The organism is Burkholderia sp. AU45388 (genome assembly GCF_030481585.1).
Taxonomy (GTDB): Bacteria; Pseudomonadota; Gammaproteobacteria; order Burkholderiales; family Burkholderiaceae; genus Burkholderia; species Burkholderia sola.
In genome coordinates this window covers 106,756-128,670 of record NZ_JAUJPV010000006.1, presented here as the reverse complement: position 1 = coordinate 128,670, position 21,915 = coordinate 106,756, and the positions used below count along the sequence as shown (strand labels likewise).

Annotated in this window: 14 protein-coding genes; 9 read left to right on the top strand and 5 right to left on the bottom strand. The window is 67.0% G+C overall.

Annotation, left to right across the window (positions count from 1 at the left end):
- Positions 1-131: 131 nt before the first annotated feature.
- The 8 genes from QZM72_RS13780 to QZM72_RS13745 all read left to right on the top strand — a co-directional run bounded on the left by QZM72_RS13780 (position 132) and on the right by QZM72_RS13745 (position 14,878).
- The gene (locus QZM72_RS13780; RefSeq protein ID WP_089470044.1) at positions 132-1,004 is read left to right on the top strand and encodes an NAD(P)-dependent oxidoreductase; all 873 of its coding nucleotides are present in this window, start codon (positions 132-134) and stop codon (positions 1,002-1,004) included.
- 54 nt (positions 1,005-1,058) lie between these two features.
- A complete protein-coding gene (locus QZM72_RS13775) occupies positions 1,059-2,573 on the top strand; it encodes an aldehyde dehydrogenase (protein WP_089470043.1) in 1,515 nt (504 codons plus the stop codon).
- Positions 2,574-2,621: 48 nt separating this feature from the next.
- Positions 2,622-3,956, top strand: coding sequence for a DUF3100 domain-containing protein (locus tag QZM72_RS13770; RefSeq protein ID WP_089470042.1), 1,335 nt, complete (start codon positions 2,622-2,624; stop codon positions 3,954-3,956).
- Positions 3,957-4,038: 82 nt separating this feature from the next.
- Positions 4,039-5,229, top strand: coding sequence for a M20 aminoacylase family protein (locus QZM72_RS13765; protein WP_089470597.1), 1,191 nt, complete (start codon positions 4,039-4,041; stop codon positions 5,227-5,229).
- A 463-nt stretch (positions 5,230-5,692) separates the two neighbouring features.
- Complete coding sequence (locus QZM72_RS13760) at positions 5,693-10,081, top strand: autotransporter domain-containing protein (protein WP_301738385.1); 4,389 nt, start codon at positions 5,693-5,695, stop codon at positions 10,079-10,081.
- 182 nt (positions 10,082-10,263) lie between these two features.
- Entirely contained in the window at positions 10,264-10,911 is a 648-nt protein-coding gene (locus QZM72_RS13755) for a hypothetical protein (RefSeq protein WP_144030157.1), read from the top strand.
- Positions 10,912-11,476: 565 nt separating this feature from the next.
- Positions 11,477-13,609, top strand: coding sequence for a polysaccharide deacetylase family protein (locus QZM72_RS13750; protein ID WP_089470039.1), 2,133 nt, complete (start codon positions 11,477-11,479; stop codon positions 13,607-13,609).
- A 33-nt stretch (positions 13,610-13,642) separates the two neighbouring features.
- On the top strand, positions 13,643-14,878 hold the full coding sequence (locus QZM72_RS13745; protein WP_301738384.1) for a S53 family peptidase: 1,236 nt from the start codon (positions 13,643-13,645) through the stop codon (positions 14,876-14,878).
- 252 nt (positions 14,879-15,130) lie between these two features.
- Here the strand turns inward: QZM72_RS13745 and QZM72_RS13740 are convergent, their stop codons facing one another.
- The 4 genes from QZM72_RS13740 to QZM72_RS13725 all read right to left on the bottom strand — a co-directional run bounded on the left by QZM72_RS13740 (position 15,131) and on the right by QZM72_RS13725 (position 19,510).
- Positions 15,131-15,862: an ABC transporter substrate-binding protein gene (locus QZM72_RS13740; protein WP_089470037.1), complete on the bottom strand. Its 732-nt coding sequence runs from the start codon at positions 15,860-15,862 to the stop codon at positions 15,131-15,133.
- A 44-nt stretch (positions 15,863-15,906) separates the two neighbouring features.
- Positions 15,907-17,187: an MFS transporter gene (locus QZM72_RS13735; protein ID WP_301738383.1), complete on the bottom strand. Its 1,281-nt coding sequence runs from the start codon at positions 17,185-17,187 to the stop codon at positions 15,907-15,909.
- Positions 17,188-17,327: 140 nt separating this feature from the next.
- Positions 17,328-18,377 (bottom strand): Ldh family oxidoreductase, encoded by a 1,050-nt coding sequence (locus tag QZM72_RS13730; protein WP_089470035.1) that lies wholly within the window; start codon positions 18,375-18,377, stop codon positions 17,328-17,330.
- Positions 18,378-18,592: 215 nt separating this feature from the next.
- Complete coding sequence (locus QZM72_RS13725) at positions 18,593-19,510, bottom strand: LysR family transcriptional regulator (RefSeq protein ID WP_089470596.1); 918 nt, start codon at positions 19,508-19,510, stop codon at positions 18,593-18,595.
- A gap of 502 nt (positions 19,511-20,012) precedes the next feature.
- Between QZM72_RS13725 and QZM72_RS13720 the strand changes: the two genes are divergently transcribed.
- Entirely contained in the window at positions 20,013-21,161 is a 1,149-nt protein-coding gene (locus tag QZM72_RS13720) for a porin (RefSeq protein WP_089470034.1), read from the top strand.
- A gap of 121 nt (positions 21,162-21,282) precedes the next feature.
- Here the strand turns inward: QZM72_RS13720 and QZM72_RS13715 are convergent, their stop codons facing one another.
- Complete coding sequence (locus QZM72_RS13715; protein ID WP_179233540.1) at positions 21,283-21,741, bottom strand: Lrp/AsnC family transcriptional regulator; 459 nt, start codon at positions 21,739-21,741, stop codon at positions 21,283-21,285.
- Between the last annotated feature and the right edge of the window lie 174 nt (positions 21,742-21,915).

Here is a 21,915-nt window from a genome sequence, read left to right as displayed (position 1 = left end):
CTAAAAAAGAGAACAATATCAATATTGGCGTTGATTGATTATACGGGTCGCCGGACGGAACATCGTTGTCATGCAAGGCGGGCGCAAGCTGATGCGCCGGCCTCGAACCAACAGCTATCAGGAGTCGTCGGATGAAAACGGTGGGCGTGATCGGTCTGGGCAACATGGGGCGCGGCATGGCGGGTTCGCTGCGGCGCGGCGGCTACACGGTGCTCGGTTACGACGCGGCGCCCGGCGTGGCGCTCGCGCTGGCCGGGCAGGCGGTGCTGTCGGCGCGCGATTCGGTGGCCGAGATCGCGCGCGACGCCGACGTGCTGCTGCTGTCGCTGCCGACCTCGGCGGTGGTCGAGGCGGTGGTGCTGGGCGCGGGCGGCGTGCTCGAGAACGCAAAGCCGGGCAGCATCGTGATCGACACCACCACGGCCGATCCGGACAGCACGCGGCGCGTGGCGGCGGCCCTGGCCGAGCGCGGCATCGGCTTCGTCGACGGCCCGGTGAGCGGCGGCCCGAAGGGCGCGGCCACCGCCACCATGACCATGGTGCTGGGCGGCTCGGACAGCGATATCGCGGCCATCGAGCCGATCCTCGCGGTGATCAGCGCCAAGCGCGTGCATGTGGGCCCGGTGGGCGCCGGCCACGTCACCAAGCTGCTCAACAACCTGTTGACCGGCGTGCACCTGCTGGTCGCCAGCGAGGCGGTGCGCACCGCGCACGCGGCCGGCGTCGATCCGGAGAAGCTGGTCGAGGCGCTCAACGGCGGCTCCGGGCGCAACAGCGCGACGCTGACCAACTACCCGACGTGGATCTTCAACGGCAAGTTCGATTCCGGTTTCACCATGAAGCTGATGCGCAAGGACGTGCGGCTCGCGCTGGGGCTGCTCGACCAGTTCGACAGCGTGGCGCCGGTGGCGCGCGAGGCCGCGCGCGTGTGGGCCGCCAGCGAGGGTTCCGTCGCCGACGGCGAGGACTTCAACCGCATCGTCGACTTCCTCGACCCTGCCTGAGGCCGGGCAGCTCGCGCCACGATCCCGTTCGACCTACTTATACGGATACCCGACATGACCCAGCACGCAGACCAGTTGCTCGCCGCCTTCGCGCATTTCTTCCCCGGTGTCGCCACGATCGGCTCGTATATCGACGGCGAACTCGTCGCCGGCCAGGGCGACACGATCCAGCTTGACGATGCGGCGACGGGCGAGGCCACGCTCGCCTATCGCGACGCCGGCGCGGCCGTGATCGACCATGCCGCCGAAAGCGCGCGCCGCGCGCAGCGCGAATGGTGGGCGCTCACGCATGCCGCGCGTGGCCGCGTGATGCAGGAAGTGGCGCGCGCGATCCGCGCCGAGGCCGAGGCGGTCGCGCGGCTGGAGGCGCTGGGGTCGGGCAAGCCGATCCGCGACTGCCGGGGCGAGGTGGCCAAGGTCGCCGAGATGTTCGAGTACTACGCGGGCTGGACCGACAAGTTCTACGGCAGCGTGATCCCGGTGCCGACGTCGCACCTCAACTACACGCGCCGCGAGCCGGCCGGCGTGGTGCTGCAGATCACACCCTGGAACGCGCCGGTGTTCACTTGCGGCTGGCAGGTCGCGCCCGCGGTGGCGATGGGCAACGGCGTGCTGCTCAAGCCGTCGGAGCTGACGCCCTTCACGTCGCTGGCGCTTGCCCGGCTCGGCGAGCGGGCCGGGCTGCCGCGCGGCCTGGTCAACGTGCTGGCCGGCTTCGGTCACACCACCGGGCAGGCGGCGATCGCGCATCGCGTGGTGAGCAAGGTGGTGTTCGTCGGCTCGCCGGCCACCGGCGCGCGCATCGCCGAGGCCGCCGCGCGCCGCGTGCTGCCCTGCGTGCTGGAGCTGGGCGGCAAGTCGGCCAATATCGTGTTCGCCGATGCCGACCTCAAGCGCGCGGCGCTGACCGCCCAGGCGGCGATTTTTGCCGGCGCGGGCCAGAGCTGCGTGGCCGGCTCGCGTCTGCTGGTGCAGCGCGCCGTCTACGACGAATTCGTCGCGATGGTGGCTGCCGGCGCGAAGAAGATCCGTGTCGGCGCGCCGCTCGACGAGGCGACCGAGGTCGGCCCGATCAACAATCGCAAGCAGTACGACCACGTGATGTCCATGATCGCGCGCGGCGTGGCGGCAGGCGCCACGCTCGCCAGCGGCTCGGCCGAGCGCGTCGGGGAGGGCGGCGGCTACTTCGTGGCGCCCACCGTGCTGGCCGGCGTGTCGAATGCGATGGAGGTGGCGCGCACCGAGATCTTCGGGCCGGTGGTGGCCGCCATCCCGTTCGACACCGAGGAGGAGGCGATCGCGATCGCCAACGACACCGACTTCGGCCTGGCCGGCGCGGCCTGGACCACCGACGTGGCGCGCGCGCATCGCGTGGCCGCGCAGGTGAATGCCGGCACCTTCTGGGTCAACGGCTACAAGACCATCAACGTGGCCTCCCCGTTCGGCGGCTACGGCATGAGCGGCTACGGCCGCTCGAGCGGGGTCGAGGCGCTGTACGAATACACGCAGACCAAGAGTGTGTGGGTCGAGACGGCCGAAGCGCCGCCCACCGCGTTCGGTTATCTGTAACCACCGGCCCGCATGCGACGGCAGCCGGGCTTCAAGGGGAGACTCGTCATGGAACACGCACTGGGTATCGAGCGCCGCGAGCTGGGCGGCGCGGCCACCGCCAAGGTCCTGCTTTACGCGGCCGGCATCCTGCTGGTGGCGGAATGGATCGGCTCGTTCACGTTCAAGATCGGACCGGGCAAGGTCGTGCTGCTGCCGATGATCTGGGCGCTGCTGCTCGGCGCCGCGGTGGGGCTGGCCAGCGCGCGCTGGAACAGCAGCGCGCGCCTGAGCGTGCCCGACCAGTTCTTCGCGGCCGCGATCCTGCAGCCGGCGCTGCTGCTGTTCGTTTCCAAGCTCGGGCTGATGGTGGGCAGCGCACTGCCCAAGCTGGCATCGGCGGGCTGGGCGCTGGCCTTCCAGGAATTCGGCCACTTCGTCGGCACCATCCTGCTCGGCCTGCCGCTCGCGTTGCTCCTCGGCATCAAGCGCGAGGCGATCGGCGCGACCTTCTCGGTAGGCCGCGAACCGAGCCTGGCGATCATCGGCGAGAAGTACGGGATGGATTCGGCCGAGGGCCGCGGCGTGCTGGCCGAGTACCTGACCGGCACCGTGTTCGGTGCGGTGTTCATCGCCGTGTTCGCCGGTTTCGTGAGCAGCCTCGGCATCTTCGATCCGCTCGCGCTGGCGATGGGCTCGGGCGTCGGCTCGGGCAGCATGATGGCGGCCGCGTCGGGCGCGATCGCCGCGCAGCAGGACCCGGAGACGGCGAAATCGGTGCTCGCGTTCGCCGCGGCCAGCAACCTGATCACCACCACCATCGGCACCTACTTCACGCTGTTCATCTCGTTGCCGCTCGCGGTCTGGGGCTATCGCGTGCTGGAGCCGCTGATCGGCCGCACCACCAAGGCATCGGCGCAGCCCGGGGCGGCCAGCCCGTCGCTGGGCGACGTGCGGACCGAGGCACCCACGCTCGGCTATGGCGGCAAGCTGCTCGCCTGGATCGTGACGGCCGCGATGGCGCTGGTGTGCGACTGGATCGCCCACGGCACCACCCCGCTGGCGGGACTGCCGGGAATGGCGATCATGGTGGGCGCGACGATCGTCGGCGATGCGCTGGCGCGTGTGACGGGGCGTCGGATTCCGGCGGTCTGCTGGGTATCGGTGGTGGCGATGTTCCTGACCTCGCCGTGGTCGCCGTGGGCTTCGCAGATCGCCGCGCTCAGCTCGCACAACGATTTCCTTGGCGTGACCACGCCGATGCTGGTGTTCGCGGGGCTGTCGATCGCCAAGGACATCCCGGCCTTCCGCCGGCTCGGCTGGCGCATCGTGCTGGTGTCCTTCGTGGCCAATGCCGGCACCTTCATCGGCGCGACCCTGGTGGCGCAGCTGTTCCATATCTGACCCGAGGCCTCGCGGCACGGCGGCGGTCGGCATGGCCGTCCGCCGCCGTGCCGCGACGACCGACGAGAGCGCTCCCATCCGCATGAAACTGATCGATTCCATCGTCGCGCACGCCGACGAACTGACGGCGATACGCCGCGATATCCATGCCCATCCCGAGGTGGGCTACGACGTATTCCGCACCGCCGAACTCGTCGCCGAGCGGCTCGAGCAATGGGGTTACGCCGTCACGCGCGGCGTCGGCCGCACCGGTGTGGTCGGCACCTTGAAGCGCGGCGGCAGCATGCGTGCGATCGGCCTGCGCGCCGACATGGATGCGCTGCCCGTGCAGGAGGCCAACACCTTCGCGCATCGTTCGACGGTGCCCGGCGCGATGCATGCGTGCGGCCACGACGGGCACACCGCGATGCTGCTGGGGGCCGCGCGCCATCTGGCGCGGCATGGCGAGTTCGACGGTACCGTGCAACTGTTCTTCCAGCCGGCCGAAGAGACGGGCGGCGGCGCGCGCGCGATGATCGAGGACGGCCTGTTCGAGCGTTTTCCGGTGGATGCCGTGTTCGGGCTGCACAACTGGCCCGGCATCGCGGCCGGCGATTTCGCGGTGCGGCCGGGGCCGCTGATGGCCTCGACCAGCCTGTTCCGGATCAACCTGCGCGGCGCCGGCTGCCACGCGGCCATGCCGCACCTGGGCCGCGATCCGGTGTTCGCGGCGGGGCAGGTGCTGAGCGCCTTGCAGGGGATCGTTACGCGCAACCGCAATCCGATCGACGGCGCGGTGCTGTCGGTCACGCAGGTGCATGCGGGCGAGGCGATGAACGTGGTGCCGACCGATGCCTGGCTCGGCGGCACGGTGCGGACCTTCTCCGAGGCGACGCTCGACCTGATCGAGACGCGCATGCGTGCCGTGGTGGCCGCGACGGCCGCGGCCTTCGATTGCGAGAGCGAGGTGGATTTCCAGCGCCAGTATCCGGCTACCGTGAACGACGCCGAGCAGACGGCGGTGGCGGTGACGGTGATGCGCGAGCTGGTGGGCGACGCGCATGTGAACGCCGCCGTCGATCCGACCATGGCGGCGGAGGACTTCTCGTTCATGCTGCGCGAGAAGCCGGGTTGTTATGCGTTCCTCGGGAACGGGGTGGGCGATCATCGCGTGCATGGGCATGGCGGCGGGCCTTGCCTGCTGCATAACGCCAGTTACGACTTCAACGATGCGTTGCTGCCGGTGGGCGCGAGTTATTTCGTGAGGCTGGTGGAGCGGGTTTTGGCACGGTAGGCAGGCAGTGGCGAGTTTTCGCGGCCGAGCGTGATGAACGAGCGCCGCCGAGGTGAGCTCGGTGTGGGGGGCGCCCGTCCGCAAGCCGCATGCAGTCACGCGTTCAAGCGTATGTCCGGACATGCGCCCACGGTATATCGACGTGGGCAGCGAGCGCGGCGGCGTTTGACGAGAACGTGATGCGAAGGCCGCGACGTTGCCGGGCTCGCTCACGAGAGGTAGTCCGCGGTGCTGACGCTTCCTCCCGCCCCTGGAGCGTGGCGGCCGCGCGACAGCCCCGGATGGGCGTTCTCGGCAGGTGTTATATTGCGCGCGCATGCGCCCCGACCGATGAGCCAGAAAAATCAGTATCCGCGGATCGGCGCGCCATAGAACGACAACAACGACGGGTCCGTCGCGCCATCGGTACAGCCTCTTCGTGACCAGCGCCAGGCCCATGGGTCTATGCACCGAGGGGATCGACATGAACCGGGTCTATCGGCTGGTCTGGAGCCGTAGCTTGCGTGCTCCGCAAGTGGTATCCGAACGCACGAAGGCGTCACACGGCGGGGTCGACGCCGGTCATGGCGCCACGCCCGCGCACCGCCGCGCTTCCATCGCTTCGATCGTTTCAATCGGCGTGTCGCTCGGCCTGGCCGGTGCGTCTGTCCCGGGCTGGGCCGTCACGTGCTCTGCCGGCACCATCGCGAATTGCAGCGCCCCCGGCGGCGACGGCATCCCGGACCGAAGCGGCAACGGCGGCAGCGGTAACGGCGGTGGCGGGGGTTCCTCCACGTTGGGCGGAGGCTCCGCCACGGTCCAGGTTCCCGGCGGCGCCACGTCGGGCGGGACAGGCGGCACCGGCGCGACGAACGACAGCGGTCAGGGCGGCCCCGGCGGCGCACCCGCGGTGGTGCTCGCCGGCGATGCGGTGATCAACGCGAACGCGCAAGGCGGCGCAGGTCAGTCCTTCGATGGATTCAATTTTGCCGGCGGCGCCGGCGGCGGCGGCGCGGGCGTGTATTCGACCGGCACGAGCGTGACCGTCGGCAACGGCGTGACCGTGCAGGGCGGCACCGGCGGGAATGGCGGGGCCGGCACGTCGGGTCCTGCGTCGAACGGCGGCGGTGGCGGCGGAGGAGGCGGTGGGCTGGTCATGGTGATACCGGCGGGCGAGGTGACGAACCAGGGGGCGCTCGTCGGCGGAAACGGCGGCAACGGGGGCGGCGGCGGAAACCCGGGTGGCGGCGGTGGCGGCGGCGACGGGCTGCTGACCTTGGGGCCCGGTTCGCAGGCGACCAATCTCGGGACCATCGTCGGTGGTGTGGGCGGCGTCGGCGGCGGCGGCGCAAGCACGGCCGGCGCCAGCGGCGCGGGCGTCAACCTCGCTGGCGGCTTCACCGTGCTGGTCAACGTCGGCATGATCGGCGGCGGCGCCGGCAACGGCGGGGCCGCCGGCGCCGGTGTCATCGCCAATGGCAGCGATGTCGTCGTCAACGGCGGCACGATCGCGGGCGGCTTGTACGCGGACGGCGTGACGCGTGCGGCAGCCATCCGTTTCAACGGCACGAACAATACGCTGCAGTTGGTCACCGGGTCCAACATCGTCGGTAGCCTCGAGGTGACGGCCGGGGCGACGACCACCATCACCGCGGGCTCCGCGGGGCTCTCGTTGTCCAACCAGGTCACGCTCGGCGATGCCGCCTCCCGCGTGACCTTCGATTCCACCACGACCGACCTCGTGGTGTCAGGCGTGGTATCCGGGGCGGGCAACGTGGCCGTGCGCGGTGGCCGAACGATCACGCTGACGGGAGACAACACCTATACCGGCGGCACGACGATCAGCGCCGGCACGCTGCAGATCGGCAGTGGCGGCACCACGGGCTCCGTCGTCGGGGACATCGTCGACAACGGCACGTTGGCGTTCAACCGCAGCGACACGGTGTCGTATGGCGGCACCATCAGCGGGACGGGCAACCTCGTGCAGGCGGGAAGCGGCACGCTCGCGATAGCCGGCGCTGCCGGCTATGCGGGGAGCACCGCCATCAATGCCGGCACGCTCGCGCTGATCGGCGCGGGCAGCATTGCCGCTTCCAGCGGCGTCGTGAACAACGGCACGTTCGATATCTCGGGGACGACCGCCGGCGCCACGATCAACGCGCTGACCGGGACGGGCACGGTCGCGCTGGGCGGCCGGACGCTGACGCTCGCCAATGCGGCCGGCACGTTCAGCGGCGTGATTGGCGGCACGGGCGGGCTGACCGTGGCGGGCGGCGCGCAAACGCTGTCGGGGGCCAACGGCTTTACCGGCGCAACGTCGATCAACGCCGGCACGCTGGCGTTGACCGGTTCGGGCAGCGTCGCCGCGTCCAGCGGCGTCGTCAACAACGGTACGTTCGATATCTCGGGGACGACGGCGGGGGCGACGATCAAGACGCTCACCGGGACGGGCACGGTTGCGCTGGGCGGCCGCACGTTGACGCTGGCCAGTGCAGCCGGCACGTTCAGCGGCGGCATTGGCGGCAGCGGCGGGCTCACCGTGGCGGGCGGCACGCAAACGCTGTCGGGGGCCAACGGCTTTACCGGCGCAACATCGATCAACGCCGGCACGCTTGCGCTGACCGGTTCGGGCAGTGTCGCCGCGTCCAGTAGCGTCATCGACAACGGCACGTTCGACATCTCGGGGACAACCGCCGGCGCCACGATCAACGCGCTCACCGGCACGGGCACGGTTGCGCTGGGCAGCCGCACGCTGACGCTCGCCCATGCAGCCGGCACGTTCGGCGGGACCCTCGACGGGACGGGCGCACTGACCGTCGGCGGCGGGACGCAAACACTGTCGGCGGCGAATGCCTACACGGGCGCCACCACGGTCAATGCCGGCACGCTGGCGCTAACCGGCGCCGGCAGCATTGCCGCCTCGAGCGGCGTCGTCAACAACGGCACGCTGGACATCTCGGCGACCACTTCCGGCGCCACGATCAACGCGCTCACCGGCACGGGCACGGTCGCGCTCGGCAGCCGCACGCTGACGCTCGCCCATGCATCCGGCACGTTTGGCGGCACCGTCGGCGGCAGCGGCGGGCTGACCGTGGCGGGCGGTACGCAAACGCTGTCCGGCGTGAACACCTATACAGGGGCGACGACGGTCAACGCGGGCACGCTCGCGTTGTCGGGCGCCGGGCGGCTGGGGGCGTCCACGTCGGTCGCGCTGGCCGGCCCCGTGGCCGCGCTCGACCTGTCCGCGGCCGGCAGCCAGACGGTCGCGCATCTGTCCGGCGTGGCAGGCAGCCGCGTGATGCTGGGCGGCAACGCGCTCACGCTGTCCGACGATTCGTCGCAAACATTCAGCGGCAGTCTCGTCGGCACCGGCGGCTTGGTCAAACAAGGCGCGGGCATGCTGACGCTGAACGGTGTCAGCAACGCGTTTTCCGGAACGACGACGGTGGCGGGCGGCACGTTGGCCGTCGGCGACGCGGCGAATGCCGGCGCGGTGCTCGGTGGCAATGTCGTGGTGAATCCGCTCGGCGCGTTGCGCGGCCACGGCACGATATCGGGCGACGTCGACAGCAGCGGCGTGGTCGCGCCGGGCGGCTCGATCGGAACGCTGTCCGTGGGCGGCAACTATACGCAGGCGGCCGGCGGCACGCTGTCGATCGAGGTCAGCCCGACGGAGGCATCGCAACTGCGCGTAGGCGGTGCCGCGACGCTCGACGGCGCGTTGGCCGTTCTGTTCGATCCCGGCACCTATACGTCCCGCCGCTACACCGTGCTGAGCGCGGCCAACGGCGTGACGGGTCAATTCGCGAAGGTCGTCACCACCACGGCCGGCGCGAATCTCGGCGCGCTGCAACCGTCGGTGGACTACGGCGCCAACGCGGTCGACCTGCTGCTCGCCGAGCCGACCGGCCCCGGTACGCCGGCCGGCCCGACGATCATCGCGCCGACCAGGACGTCGATCTATACGGCGCTCGGCACGACGGCCTTGCTGCAGGCGCAGAGCGCCAGCTCGACGCTGCTCGGGCGTCTGGCGGCTCCGGAGGATGACGCGGCCGGCGCCAGCAACGTGTGGGCCGTTGCCAGCGGGTCCAGCACCAAGGTGGGCGGCACGAGCGGCGCGCCGGGCTTCCTCACGCACGCGTATGGGTTCCTGGCGGGCGGGCAGGGACGGCTCGGCGACGCCACGGTCGGTGCGGCCGGCGGCTACACGCACACCGCGTTGTCCGAAGACACGACAGGCGCATCGGGCGCCATCGACACGCTGCGCGTCATGTTGTACGGCGCGCAGCCGATCGGCGCGGTCAACCTGTCGGCCACGCTCGGCTACGGTCTCGATTTCCTGTCGCAGAAACGGCCATTCGGTAGCGCGGGTACCGCCGAAGGCGACCATCTCGGCCACGAATTCACCGCCGCCACGCAGGCCAGCCTGCCGATGGCGGCCGGCGGCTTCCGGTTCGCGCCGCACGTCGGGCTGCGGTATGCGTACGTGCGCGGCAGCGGTTTCGGGGAGGACGGCGCCAACGGCCAGAACCTGCACGTCGGCCCCGACAGCGCGAGGAGCCTCCAGCCGTACGTGGGTGTATCGCTCGACAAGGCGTTCGGCGATGCCGTGCGCCCGGTCGACGTCCAGCTTCGCGTCGGCTATGCGCACGAGGTGCTGCGCGGCCGCCGCGTGGTCCAGGTGCAGAGCCAGGACGGGACCGTGTTCGCGGCGGCGGGGGCCGATCTGCCGCGCTCGTTCCTGACCACGGGCGTCAGCGTCACGCTGCAGGCCGCCAAGACGACCACGGTATCGCTCGGGCTGGATGCGACGATCGATACGGGCCATGTGTCGGCGCAGTCGGCATATGTGCGAGTCAATTCCAGGTTCTGACCGCATGGGAACGGCGATGGTGAAACGGGTCTTGGTTCGAAGCGAAGAAGCGGGCCAGCAAAACTGTGACGCCGTCGGGCGTGCCCGAGCGGCTCGGTCCTGTCGACGGGCTTGCTCGCGATCCATTGATGTGACGGGTTGTCGTCGTATTCAATCGATCGATTGACCGACGCAAATTCCCTATGACAAAGACACACATCGGAAATCGCACGATCGCAGGTGCGCGCGCCGGCCGCCCACTTTCCGTGTGCTTTGCCATCGTGATCATATTGAGTCTATGCCCGCCATTCGGCAGTGTGCATGGGCAGCCACCGGACGAAGCGGCATCGGGCTCGCGCGTCGAATCCCGATTCCCGGCGAGCCTGACTGCAACGCAGGCACTGCAAGGCATGCTCGAGCTGATTCAGGGCAGCCATCGCGTGACCGACATCACGCCCGAAACGGTGCACCGTCTCTTTGGCGTGCAGACCCAAGCGTTGGGCCAAGACGAATTCGGCTACGGCCAACGCCTGCAAGGTAACTGGGCATTCAGCCTCCAACGGCTGACGCGCGGGGATACAGGCCCGCGCATGGATCTGATCTTTGACCCGATTCCCGGAACACCGGCTTCCCCGCTGCCGGCGACATGCGAGCCGGATTTCGCGCGGTTCACGGGCGCACTGGAGTCCATGGGATTCAGGCGCCAATCGCGCTATGGCGAACACGGCCGCTGGATCTCCGATGTCTTCGAACGGCAAGGCATGTCCGTGGAGGTATTCCCGCTCAGGGCGTCTGCCGACAATGGCGAACCGCTCGGCCCGACCTGCGTAAAAATGGTGCTGGTGCGATAGGGCCATCTGTTTGCACGCCGCGCACGCGAACACCGCGCGGGCCACACGCGTGCCGCGCCGGTGTTGCACGGCAGAATCATTTTCCGTTGAATTTTCCGTTGATCCACGGCGCGCTTGCCGATGCCCGACCAGGCCGGCAGCGATCGGGCGCCCCGTCCGACGCAGCGCCAAATTGCCTCGCATCGTCCGTCGAGACGATTCTCGCCGCTTCATTCCATTACCGGCCGCGTGCGCCGTATCGGCGTTGTAACGTTTTGAGGTCGGTTTTCCCGTGCCGGATGCTCGACATCGCCGCTGGCCGTCCCGACAACGCAGTTGCGAGACTGGCACGGTGTTCGCTTCACCGGGGGCGGTAGGAACGATAGTCGCCATGCACTCCTGATCGTCCGACGAATCGACGCGCATGCGTCGCGGGGCGCCCGAAACACGGCACGTTCGCTCTGCGCCGCCAGCCGATGGCGCGCCCCGATCCGGACGCAGACCGCTCGATCACGATGAGCGCAACGCGCAGGCCGTGACGAGTCGCGCATCGGCTGTCATCCCACCTCCTACGGGGAGAGAAAAAATGTCGGCCAAGTCAATCCGGACCCTACGAGCGTTTCTGATCGTCTTTTCCGTTTGCCTGATGACGTTGGCACCCGGGCGGGCGAGCGCACTGTCGAACCAGTTGCTGTTGCTGCTGCCGGACAACTTCACGCTGCCGGACCCGCGTGTGTCCGCGTGGCTCGATTCCGCGTCGGAGGAGGGGCTGCAGATCTCGCTGATCAGCGACACGCAGTTCAAGCAGGGCGGCGCGTCGCTGCAGCAGTACCAGGGGCTCATCCTGCCCGACCAGGTGCATACGGTCGCCGACGACACGCTCGTGACCGCGATCCAGAACTACGCATTGAACGGCGGGCGCGTGATGCTCGTCTATGATTTCGGCGTACTGAACGCGACGGGTTTCTATCCGGCCGGGCAATCGCGCTTCAGCTCGATGGCCGGCGTCAACTACGTGCTCTACGACACGCTCGGCGGGAACATGATCGGCCTCGGCAACGTGACCGGCATGAGCAGCACGTTGCGCGCGCTACAGGTTCCTCCGGGGAAGTCGATGGCATGGCCGGGCTCGACGACGGCCGCGACCGCGTTGGCCGCAACCGCGTCGACGCCGTCGACCGGCTCGACGACGAACCCGCTGCTCTACCTGCAGCCGAGCCCGTCGAACCCGGGCGGCCTTGCCGGTTACAACCATCAGGCGTATTTCACGTACAAGACGGTGAACGGGCGCATGACCGGCGTGCCGCTGAATCTCGGGCGCGTGTCGGCCGGTGCAAAGGTCCGGTCCGGATCGTATGCGCCGACCTCGACGATGCTGTCGCCGGTATCGACGGCGACGAATGGCGCGACGTCGCTCGCGAGCGCGTCGCCCGCCGCGGCGACCGACGTGCTCGAAGGCATCTCCGGCTACGTATACGGCTTCCTCACCTATCCGAGCTACGTCACGCAAGGCACGTATACCGGCACGACGCTGCTGACGTCGCCGAACTTCGGGCTCGTCGCCGGCTATCAGGCGTATGGAAACGGCGGCGTGATGTTCGTCAACCTGCCGCTCGCGTATCTCGACGGGCAAACCGACGGCATGCCGATCCACGGCTTCCTGCATTACTTCACGACGAACATCCTGTCGATGCCGCACCTGTCGCTGCAGCCGCGCGCGCAGGCCGGGATGGTGCTGAACTGGCACTTCTGTGCGCGAGATCAGATTCAGCCGGCGCAGTACCTGAAGAATTACGGCGTCTGGAACAGCGGCCCGTATTCGATCGTGATGACGGCCGGCCCTGACGACGTGACGATCGGCGACGGTCTCGGCATCAACCTGACGAACAATACGCAGGCGAAGCAACTGGTCGCGTTCCTGCTCAAGCGCGGGCACAAGATCGGCAGCCACGGCGGCTGGGCGCACGACTACTGGGGGGCGAACGCCAGCGAAACCAACGCGAGCACGTTCACGCAGTATCTGGTGCTGAACCACAATGCGGTGCAGTCGGTGACGGGTAAGCCGGACGTCGAGTGGGCGGCCCCGGAAGGCAATACGCCGACGTGGTCGGTGAACTGGCTCGAAGCGAACGGCTACTCCGGCTACTACTTCACCGGCCATACCGGCAACGCGCAAACGCGTGCGTATCGCAACGGCTCGCTGCTGAATCCGGGCATCTGGGCGTTTCCGGTGATGCCGTTCGGCAAGTATGCGACGTTCGAAGAGTTCCAGGAGTTCGCGGTGCCGACGACGGACGTCCAGGACTGGTACATGTCGCTGATGAATTTCGTCGTCGCGAACCGCACGAGCCGGTTGATCTACATGCACCCGCTCGGCGCGTCGTGGTATCCGAACGTCGTCACGGCGATTCTCGGCTACGCCGCGTCGCTGGCGACGACCGGCCAGTTCAAGTGGTTCACGATGGATCAGCTCACGCAGTTCGACCGGCGCCGCCTGCTCGTGAACTGGACGGCGACCGATACCGGCACGAGCTGGACGTTCAGCGCGACGCAGCCGACCAGTCTGCAGGACATGACGTGGCTGTTGCCGAAGAGCACGTACCAGTTGCCGAGCGTGAAAAGCGGCAGCGCGACGGTCGTGAGCACCGATCCGGTCAACTGGCTGGTCATCGCGGGTTCGGGCAAGTCGCTGTCGTTCACGAGCGCCAAGGTGCACTGACGCGCGCCGGCTCCTTAGTCAACGGGGAACACCATGAAGCAAACGTCGTTTGCGCGTGTGCTGTGCATGCTGGCCGTATCGGCGAGCATCGCGTCGATGGCCGGCGTGTCGTTCGCCCAGTCCGCGCATCGAGCGCCGAGCGGGTTTGCACGGCCGCCGCTCCATCTGCATGGATCCGCGAAACGGAATCCGGCGGGCCTGTCGCCGCAGCAGATTCGCCGCTTCTACGGATTCGACGCGTTGCCGGCGCGCGGCTACGGTGGCGACGATCAGGTCATCGCGATCGTCGATGCGTACGACAATCCGAACGTCGAGGCCGATCTGCGCTTGTTCAGCCGCACGTTCGGCCTGCCGCCGTGCGCGTCGCCGCGCTGCTTCACGAAGGTGTACGCGACGGCCGACAAGCGTCCGCCGCCGCCCGACGCACTGTGGGCACTCGAGAGTTCGCTCGACGTGCAGTGGGCGCACGCGATCGCGCCGAATGCGCGGATCGTGCTGGTCGAAGCCGCGTCGAGTTCGCTCGATGACCTGATGAGCGCGGTCGCGCTCGCGACGCGTCCGGCACCGGGCGGGGTCGGCGCGAAGGTCGTGTCGATCAGTTGGGGGAGCGGCGAGTTCCTGGCCGAAACGCAATTCGACGGACAGTTCGCCAGCGCGAACGGTGTGTCGTTCGTCGCGGCATCCGGCGACGGCGGCAACGGGGTCGACTACCCGGCCGCCTCGCCGTACGTGCTGAGCGTCGGCGGCACGTCGATCGCAACCGATGCGAGCGGCGCCTATGTCGACGAAACGGCGTGGGCCGGCAGTGGCGGCGGACAGAGCGCCGTCGAGACGGCGCCGACGTATCAGTCGAACTTCGGGCTGCCGTCGGACAGCCTCGGGTTGCGCGTCCTGCCCGACGTCGCCTATGACGCCGACCCGGCGTCCGGCTTCGCGGTCTACGATTCGTACGGCTATGCGGGGCAGAGCGGGTGGTTCGTCGTCGGCGGCACAAGCGCGGGCGCACCGCAATGGTCCGCGTTGATCGCGATCGCGAACAGCGTGCGCATCGCGCGCGGCAAGACGACGCTGAACGCGGTGAGCACGATCCAGAGCGTGCTGTACGGGCTCGCGTCGAGCGCCTACGCGACGAACTTTCGCGACATCGTCGGCGGCTCGAACGGCGCATGCGGCACGCTGTGCACCGCGGCAACCGGATACGACTACGTAACCGGCCTCGGGCGCCCGATGGCCGCCAATCTGGTTCAGGCATTGATCGCCGCGCCGTGACACGGGGACGGCCCTAGAAGAGGGCAGGCGGGCCCCTTTACCCGACGCCAGCTGATCGCCATCAGCTCATCGCGAGATCGTGGTTGCCCAGGTGAGCGCTCATTGCCGTCGGCGCGGCCCGGACGCGATCGATCGCACGCGTTTCGGACGGACGCCCGAGTTCCGGGCGCGGCAGTGGGATGATGCAAAGGGACGGCCCTTCGGCTTGAATAACGTTTCCGCGACAAGCGGCGCGCATCGGGCCGCATCGACCTACGCCGTGGGCGCAACCGATGCGCCGCTGATCTTGTGCCGCGCGAGCGCCTGAGCGATGAACCCGGACGCCTTCGCTTCCTCGACGAATACCCGCAACGTCTCGGCCGCCGCCGCCCCGCGGCGCTTCGGCAAACCCATCGCCTGACGGATCACCATGAATCGCTCATCGAGCAAGCGCAGGCCAGGGACTTGACGTGCGTCTGACTCGAGCTGTTGCTTCACGCCGGCGGCGACTTCCAGGCCTTCATCGACGAACGTTCGGACGACCGTCGGGGATGTCCGTGCCCGCACGATCCGCGCATGCTTCAACTCGCGAGTGAGGAACAGGTCGTAAGCGCTTCCCTCGCCAACTGCCACGCGGATCGACGGCTGGTCGACATCGTCGTTGGTGCGAATCGACGATCCGTCGCGCACCATGTAATAGCCTTCGATCAACACGTACGGGTCGGTAAACGCGATGGTTTCTCCTCGTCGTGGATCGATTGCGAAGAAGCCGATGTCTGCCCGCTCGTCGCTGACCGCCTGGACGGACTTGCCCGCCGTATCGAACACCACCAGTTCAAGTTCCACCTCGAGCATGGCGGCAAAGGCGCGCGCCAGATCCACCGACACGCCGGTCGGTGCGCCTGACGGCTCCTTGCCCGCGAGAATGGGATTCCCGAGATTGATCGATGCCCGCAGCTTGCCGGCAGGTGTGAATGCGCGAATGATGGATGGATCGGGTTTCATGTGGATAGCGTGAAGAACTGACATTCGTATGGGAGCACGGACCTTCAGCCGCAGACCCTCGCATCGCTGGACTTGCGTTGCGCCGATGCCCGGGGCCTCAGCAGTATCGCCACGGCCAGCACGCTGGCCAACGCGATACCGCCCGCGAGAAAGAATGCACTGAGGAACGTATGGCTTTCCTGCACGAGAAAGCCGGTTGCCGCCGGGCCGAGGATGCCCGCGCAGTTTGCGATCGCGTGTACGCATCCGCCGACACTGCCGAGTTTCGGGCCGGGGATCGTGTCCTGAATCAGCGCCCAATAGGCGCTGCCGCTCAGATAAAGGGCAAACACGGCGACGGCCATCAACAGCAGCGCACCGAGCGTCGTGGTCACGGCGCCGGCCAGCGTGACGCATACGCCTGCCGTGCCGAGACAGCCGATCAATACCCGCTTGCGCGCAAGCAGTGCATTGCCCGTCCGGCGAAAGATCCGATCGGACAGCACGCCGCTCAGTCCGTAGCCGATGAATCCCAGCAGCCAGGGCAGCACCGTCGCGAGACTCATGCTTTTCAGACTCAGGTGACGGTCCATCGTCAGAAAGGTCGGGAACCAGGTGAGAAAGAAAAACAGGATGTAGCTGTAACCGAAGTACGAAATCATCGCCGCGACAATGACGGACTGCTTGAGGTAGAAACCGAGCGGCTGCATGTCCGAAGGGCTTTCAGGCACGCTTCGGTCGGATTCGATCAGGCGGCGTTCGTCATCGGATACGCGTGCATGCTGGTGCGGCTTGTCGGTCGCCATGCACACCCAGAAAACCAGCCAGAGCAAGCCGAAACACGCGATTCCGGCGAACGCGACACGCCAGCCGTAAGCAGCCGTCAGCAGACCGACTACCGGCCCTGCAACCGCGCCGCCCAGCGGCAGACCGCAATTGGCGAAGCCGAATGCGGTCGCCGACTCCTTGTGCGGGAACCAGTTGTTCACGATCTTGTTGATCGTCGTCGCGAGCGGACCTTCGGCCATCCCGAACAGGGTGCGGATTGCCAGCAGCGATCCAAAACCGCCGGCAAGGCCGGTCGCGCCGCAGAGCAGCGACCAGGTCAGGACGGCCCAGGAGAAGACGCGTTTGCCGCCCCAGCGATCCGCGGCCCATCCGCCAATGAAATTGAATGCCGCGTAGCCGATGAAGAACGTCGAAAACAACAGCCCGAGACTGCCCGGCGACATGCGCAGTTCCCGCATGACGGCGGGTGCGGCGACGGACAGCGCCGCACGGTCGAGATAATTGATGAAGCCTGCGATGAACAGCAGCAGGACGATGCGCCATCGAATGTTTGTCACCTGTCGCTCCCTGGAGCTTGTTATGTGCTTGACGGCCGGGCGCTCGAACGCGCTGCCCGGTCCGTCGCCTGTCGGTGCGCAGTCGCGCCCCGGATTCGGAACCGCGCGAGCGTGGTGAGCCACGCTCGCGAACGAGGCCCTCAGCGCTGCGGATGCGCGATCGCTTCCAGCATGGCGAGCTGGGCCGCGCCGATATCGATGCCTTCCGCCAACTGGCGTTCCAGGCGACCGAGTTCGATCTCGCCGGGCACGATCACCGGCGCGTCCGGATGGGCGGGTTTGGAGCCGTGCAGGATCGCCGCATAGTCGGTCATATGCGTGGCGAGCCACGCGGTGCTGCCGAGTCGGGTCGTATCGATGAGAATGAAGAAGTGGCCGAGATTCTGCGGCTGTTCAGGATCGTCTTCCCACGACTTGACGTGCGTGAGATACGCCGCGCCGGAAAGCAATCCCGCGAACAGGTCGACCACCAGCGCGAGACCGTAGCCCTTGTGGCCGCCGATCGGCAGCAGAAAGCCATCGAGGGCGGCTTTCGGGTCGGTGGTCGGTTTGCCGTGCGCGTCGGTTGCCCAATCGCCGGGAATCGGTTCGCCGCGCTTGAGCGCGTTGCGAATCTTCGCACGTGCCGCGACGCTGATCGCCATGTCGAGCATGAACGGATGACCATCCGGGTTCGGGACGCCAAAGCCGACGGGACTGTTGCCGAGGCGTGCGTCGGTGCCGCCCCACGGCGCAATCGTCGTTGTCGCGTTACTGCCGATGATGCTGGCGAACCCCTGCTGTGCGGCGAGGTACGAATAGGGTGAGACGGGGCCGAAGTGATTGCTGCCGCGCACGAACACACAGGCGATGCCGTGTTCGCGTGCAGCGGTCATCGCCAGATCGAGCGCGCGATGGCCGACGAGCGGGCCGATGCCGTTGTCGCCGTCGAGGCGGTGAAGCGCCGGCGCCACCTGTTCGGCGGTGATCGAAGGCTTGGGATTGATGCCGCCGATGCGCAGGCGGGCGCCGTACGACTCGACACGGCTCGTGCCGTGCGTACGCAAACCGAACAGGTCGGCAAGCACGAGGATCGCGGCGGTGTCCGTCGCGTCGGCGCGTGTCAGTCCGAGCGTGCAGAGTGCTTCGATGGTCAGCTCGGTCAGATGGGCCCGGGTGACGATGCCGTGGGTGGGAGTAGGCTGGGTCATGGAATGCGTTGTCTCCTTCGATTTGAAAACCGTGCGGTTCAAGCGGCTGCAAATAGCACGACGCTTGCGTTTCGCACATGATCGTGCAGGAGCGGTTCACGCAACAAACGCATATTTTCGTTCGATTGGTGCGTCGTGCGCACGAATCCAGCCCAACTAACGGATGCCCCACGAAGGCTTTGCCGTCCCGCCTGAGGCCGGGGCTGACGCTTCGCCTATTCGGAAGCGCTTGCGGGCGGCACATCGGGCGAGCGCCTCTCCGTCAACAGCTCAAGGAAGAAGCGGCCTGCGGAGGACAAACCGCGGCCGCGTCGCTGGATGACGCCCAGCGTTCGCCGGATCGGCGGATCGACGAGCGCGACGCTGGTCAGTGCCTTGTGCGGGCCGCGGGGCATGGCGAGCCGAGGCACGACGCCGACTCCCAAGCCCGCTTCGATCAGGCTCACGAGCGCGGGCACATGGCGTACCTCGCAGAACCATTTGGGCCGGTCGGCGACGCCGGCCAGCGTTTCGTCGATGACCGCGCGATTGCCGCTGCCTTGCGCAATGGCCAGATACTCGAGGTGGGCGAGCTCCGCCCATGCGACGGATTTGCGCTTTGCGAGCGGATGACTGCGCGGGCAAGCGAGCACGAAAGGGTCATCGAGCAGCGGGGTGAATTCGATGTCCGGCTCTTCGGTGCCGACGTAAGTCAGACCGAAATCGGCTTCGCCACGCGCGACGGCGAGAAAGACCATCGACGACGGCTCGTCGATGAGACGAAGGCGAATGCCCGGGTAACGCTGATGGTAGGTCGCAATGGTTTCGGGAAGGAAGTAACGTACCGCCGACGGCACGCATGCGACCGTGAGTTCGCCGGTCATCTTGCGTGCAAGATCGTCGAACTCGAGCATCGAGTTGTCGACCTCGTTGAGGATACGGTGAGCGCGCTCGAGAAACCCGCGACCGACGATCGTCAGGTCCATCTTTCGCGTCGTTCGCTCGAACAGTCTGACGCCCAGCACCTCCTCGAGTTTTTCTATCCGGCGCGATAGCGCGGACGCCGATAGATGCAACGTGTCGGCCGCGGCGCGAAAGCTGCCCAGATCGGCTGTCGCGACAAAGGCCCGCAAGTCCGATATCTCGAAATTCATTTCGATGACCACAGCGATGGAAAAGGATGCTCAGTTTCGGCATACCGATGGGTGCTGTCAATTCGTGCGTATGGCACACGAATTCGCCGGCGCGATCGTCCTGTCTTGCGGCGCCCGGCGTGCCAGGCCATCCCGACTTGAATGACTCTTTCCAGATCCGCTGAAGCGCGCAAGCGAGTGATGTCGCGTGCCCGCGATATTCGCGCCTGAATTGCGACGGGCGCTCTGTCGAGCGTCCATGCAGAGATCCGGGCCACCCGCCAAACGGCTCGCGACAGTCGATGGAACGCGGGCCCGTCTGCTTTTCAACCGGCCGCTAACCGTTTTCCGCACCGACAAACATCCCCCATTTTGAAGAGCACCTTCCTGCCGAGAGGGGCTAACAGCAGAAAATCGGCTCATTACACTGCGCCCGTCGCATCGCCGATGCAGCCTCGACGCGGCACCTACGCAGCGCGGAGGCGTTACGACCGGCAAACGAAAAAACCAGGGGGAAATCGTCATGAACAAGCGTTGGGGGATCGTCGCGCCCGCGGCCTTGCTTGCTGCAGCCGCACATGCGCAGAGCAGCGTAACTCTGTACGGCAAGATCGAGGACGGCATCAACTACACGAGCAACGCACGCGGCCACGGCACCGTGCAACTGCAAAGCGGCTATGACTACGGCAGCCGCTGGGGCATCAAGGGCACGGAAGACCTCGGTGCCGGCTACCAGGCGATCTTCACGCTCGAGAGCGGGTTCGACGTCAATACCGGCAAAATGAACCAGGGTGGTCGGGAGTTCGGCCGCCAGGCCTTCGTCGGCATCGCGTCGGATCGATACGGCACGCTGACGTTCGGTCGCCAGTACGATCCGAGCGTCGACCTCTTCTCGCCGCTCACCGCGAACGGCAACTGGACCGGCTACCTGTTCTCGCATCCGTACGACAACGACAATACCGACTACTCGTTCCGCGTGAATAACGCGGTCAAGTACGTGTCGCCGGTGTGGCACGGCGTGACCGCGGAGGCGATGTACGGGTTCAGCAATCAGGCGGGCGGCTTCGCGAACAACCGCCTGTATGGCGCCGCGCTGCAATACCAGCAGGGCGGACTGACGGTCGGCGCGTCGTATTTGAAGATCAACAACGCACGCAATGCCGATTCGACCGGGGCGATCACCGGCGACAACACGTTCGATGCGTCGTCGCAGCAGAACATCGGCATCGGCGTGAATTATGCGTTCTCGAATGCGCTCGTGGGATTCACGTATTCGCACGTCGACGTCTACGATCCGACTTCGAACGCGTATTTCACCGGTACGACGCAGCCACCGGGCGGCGCGTGGAAGTCGTGGAAGTTCGACAACTTCGAGGTGAACGGCCTCTATCACTTCACGACCGCGTTCTATGTCGGCGCGGCATACACGTACACCCAGGCCCGCGTCGCGTCGACGGTCGGTGCGTTCAATCCGAAGTGGCATCAACTGAGCACGAAGGTGAATTACGACTTGTCGAAACGCACGTCGGTGTTCGTGGAGGGCGTCTATCAGCATGCGATGAACGCCCATACGGGGACCGACTTCGACTACGCGTACATTCCGGGCGCCGCCGATATCTCGTCAGGCCCGAATCAATATGTCGCGCGTATCGCGCTGCTGCATCATTTCTGACGCCAATGCCGTTCGCGGAGGCTGCATGGCTCCGCGAACGCGGCTTGTGCGCCGGCACGTGCCCCGATTCGACAGAACTCGCCGGCGTGTCGCCCGCAGCGTTCCGCAGCGCCGTGCGCAATCAAAGCGGAAGCACGGAAGTCTGCTTGATCTTCTGCATCGGAATCTCGGTCTTCACGCTCTGCACGCCTTCGATCCGGGTCAGGTGGTCGATCTGGAGTTGCCGATAGGCGTCGATATCGGCGGTCACGACACGCAGCAGGCAATCGCAATCGCCCGCCATCAGGTGGCACTCGAGCACCTGTGGAAGACGTTGAACCGCCGCGGTGAAACGGTCGACGGTTTTCGCGTCCTGGCTCGTCAGCCAGATGCGGACGAACACGGTCAAGCCCGCGCCGATCTTCGATGCATCGAGCAGCGCCGCGTAGCGCTGGATGACGCCGGCCTGTTCCAGCTGCTTGACTCGACGCAGGCACGGCGACGGCGACAAGCCCACTTTCTGCGCCAGTTCCACGTTCTGGATTCGCCCGTCTTCCTGGAGCACTTTCAGAATGCGACGATCCATTTCGTCCAGTTCGATGACGGCCATTGGTGCGACCTATTCGGTTGAGGCACGCGGTGCCCGGGTTTTCGGTTTTTGAAGCATGAAATTGCCAAACCGCGTCCATCTTAAGGCGAACACGCAACCTGAAATTATTTTTTCTACGATAAATTTTTGCCCGTAGCAGCCGGGACGGTCCCGCTGCCGATCAAG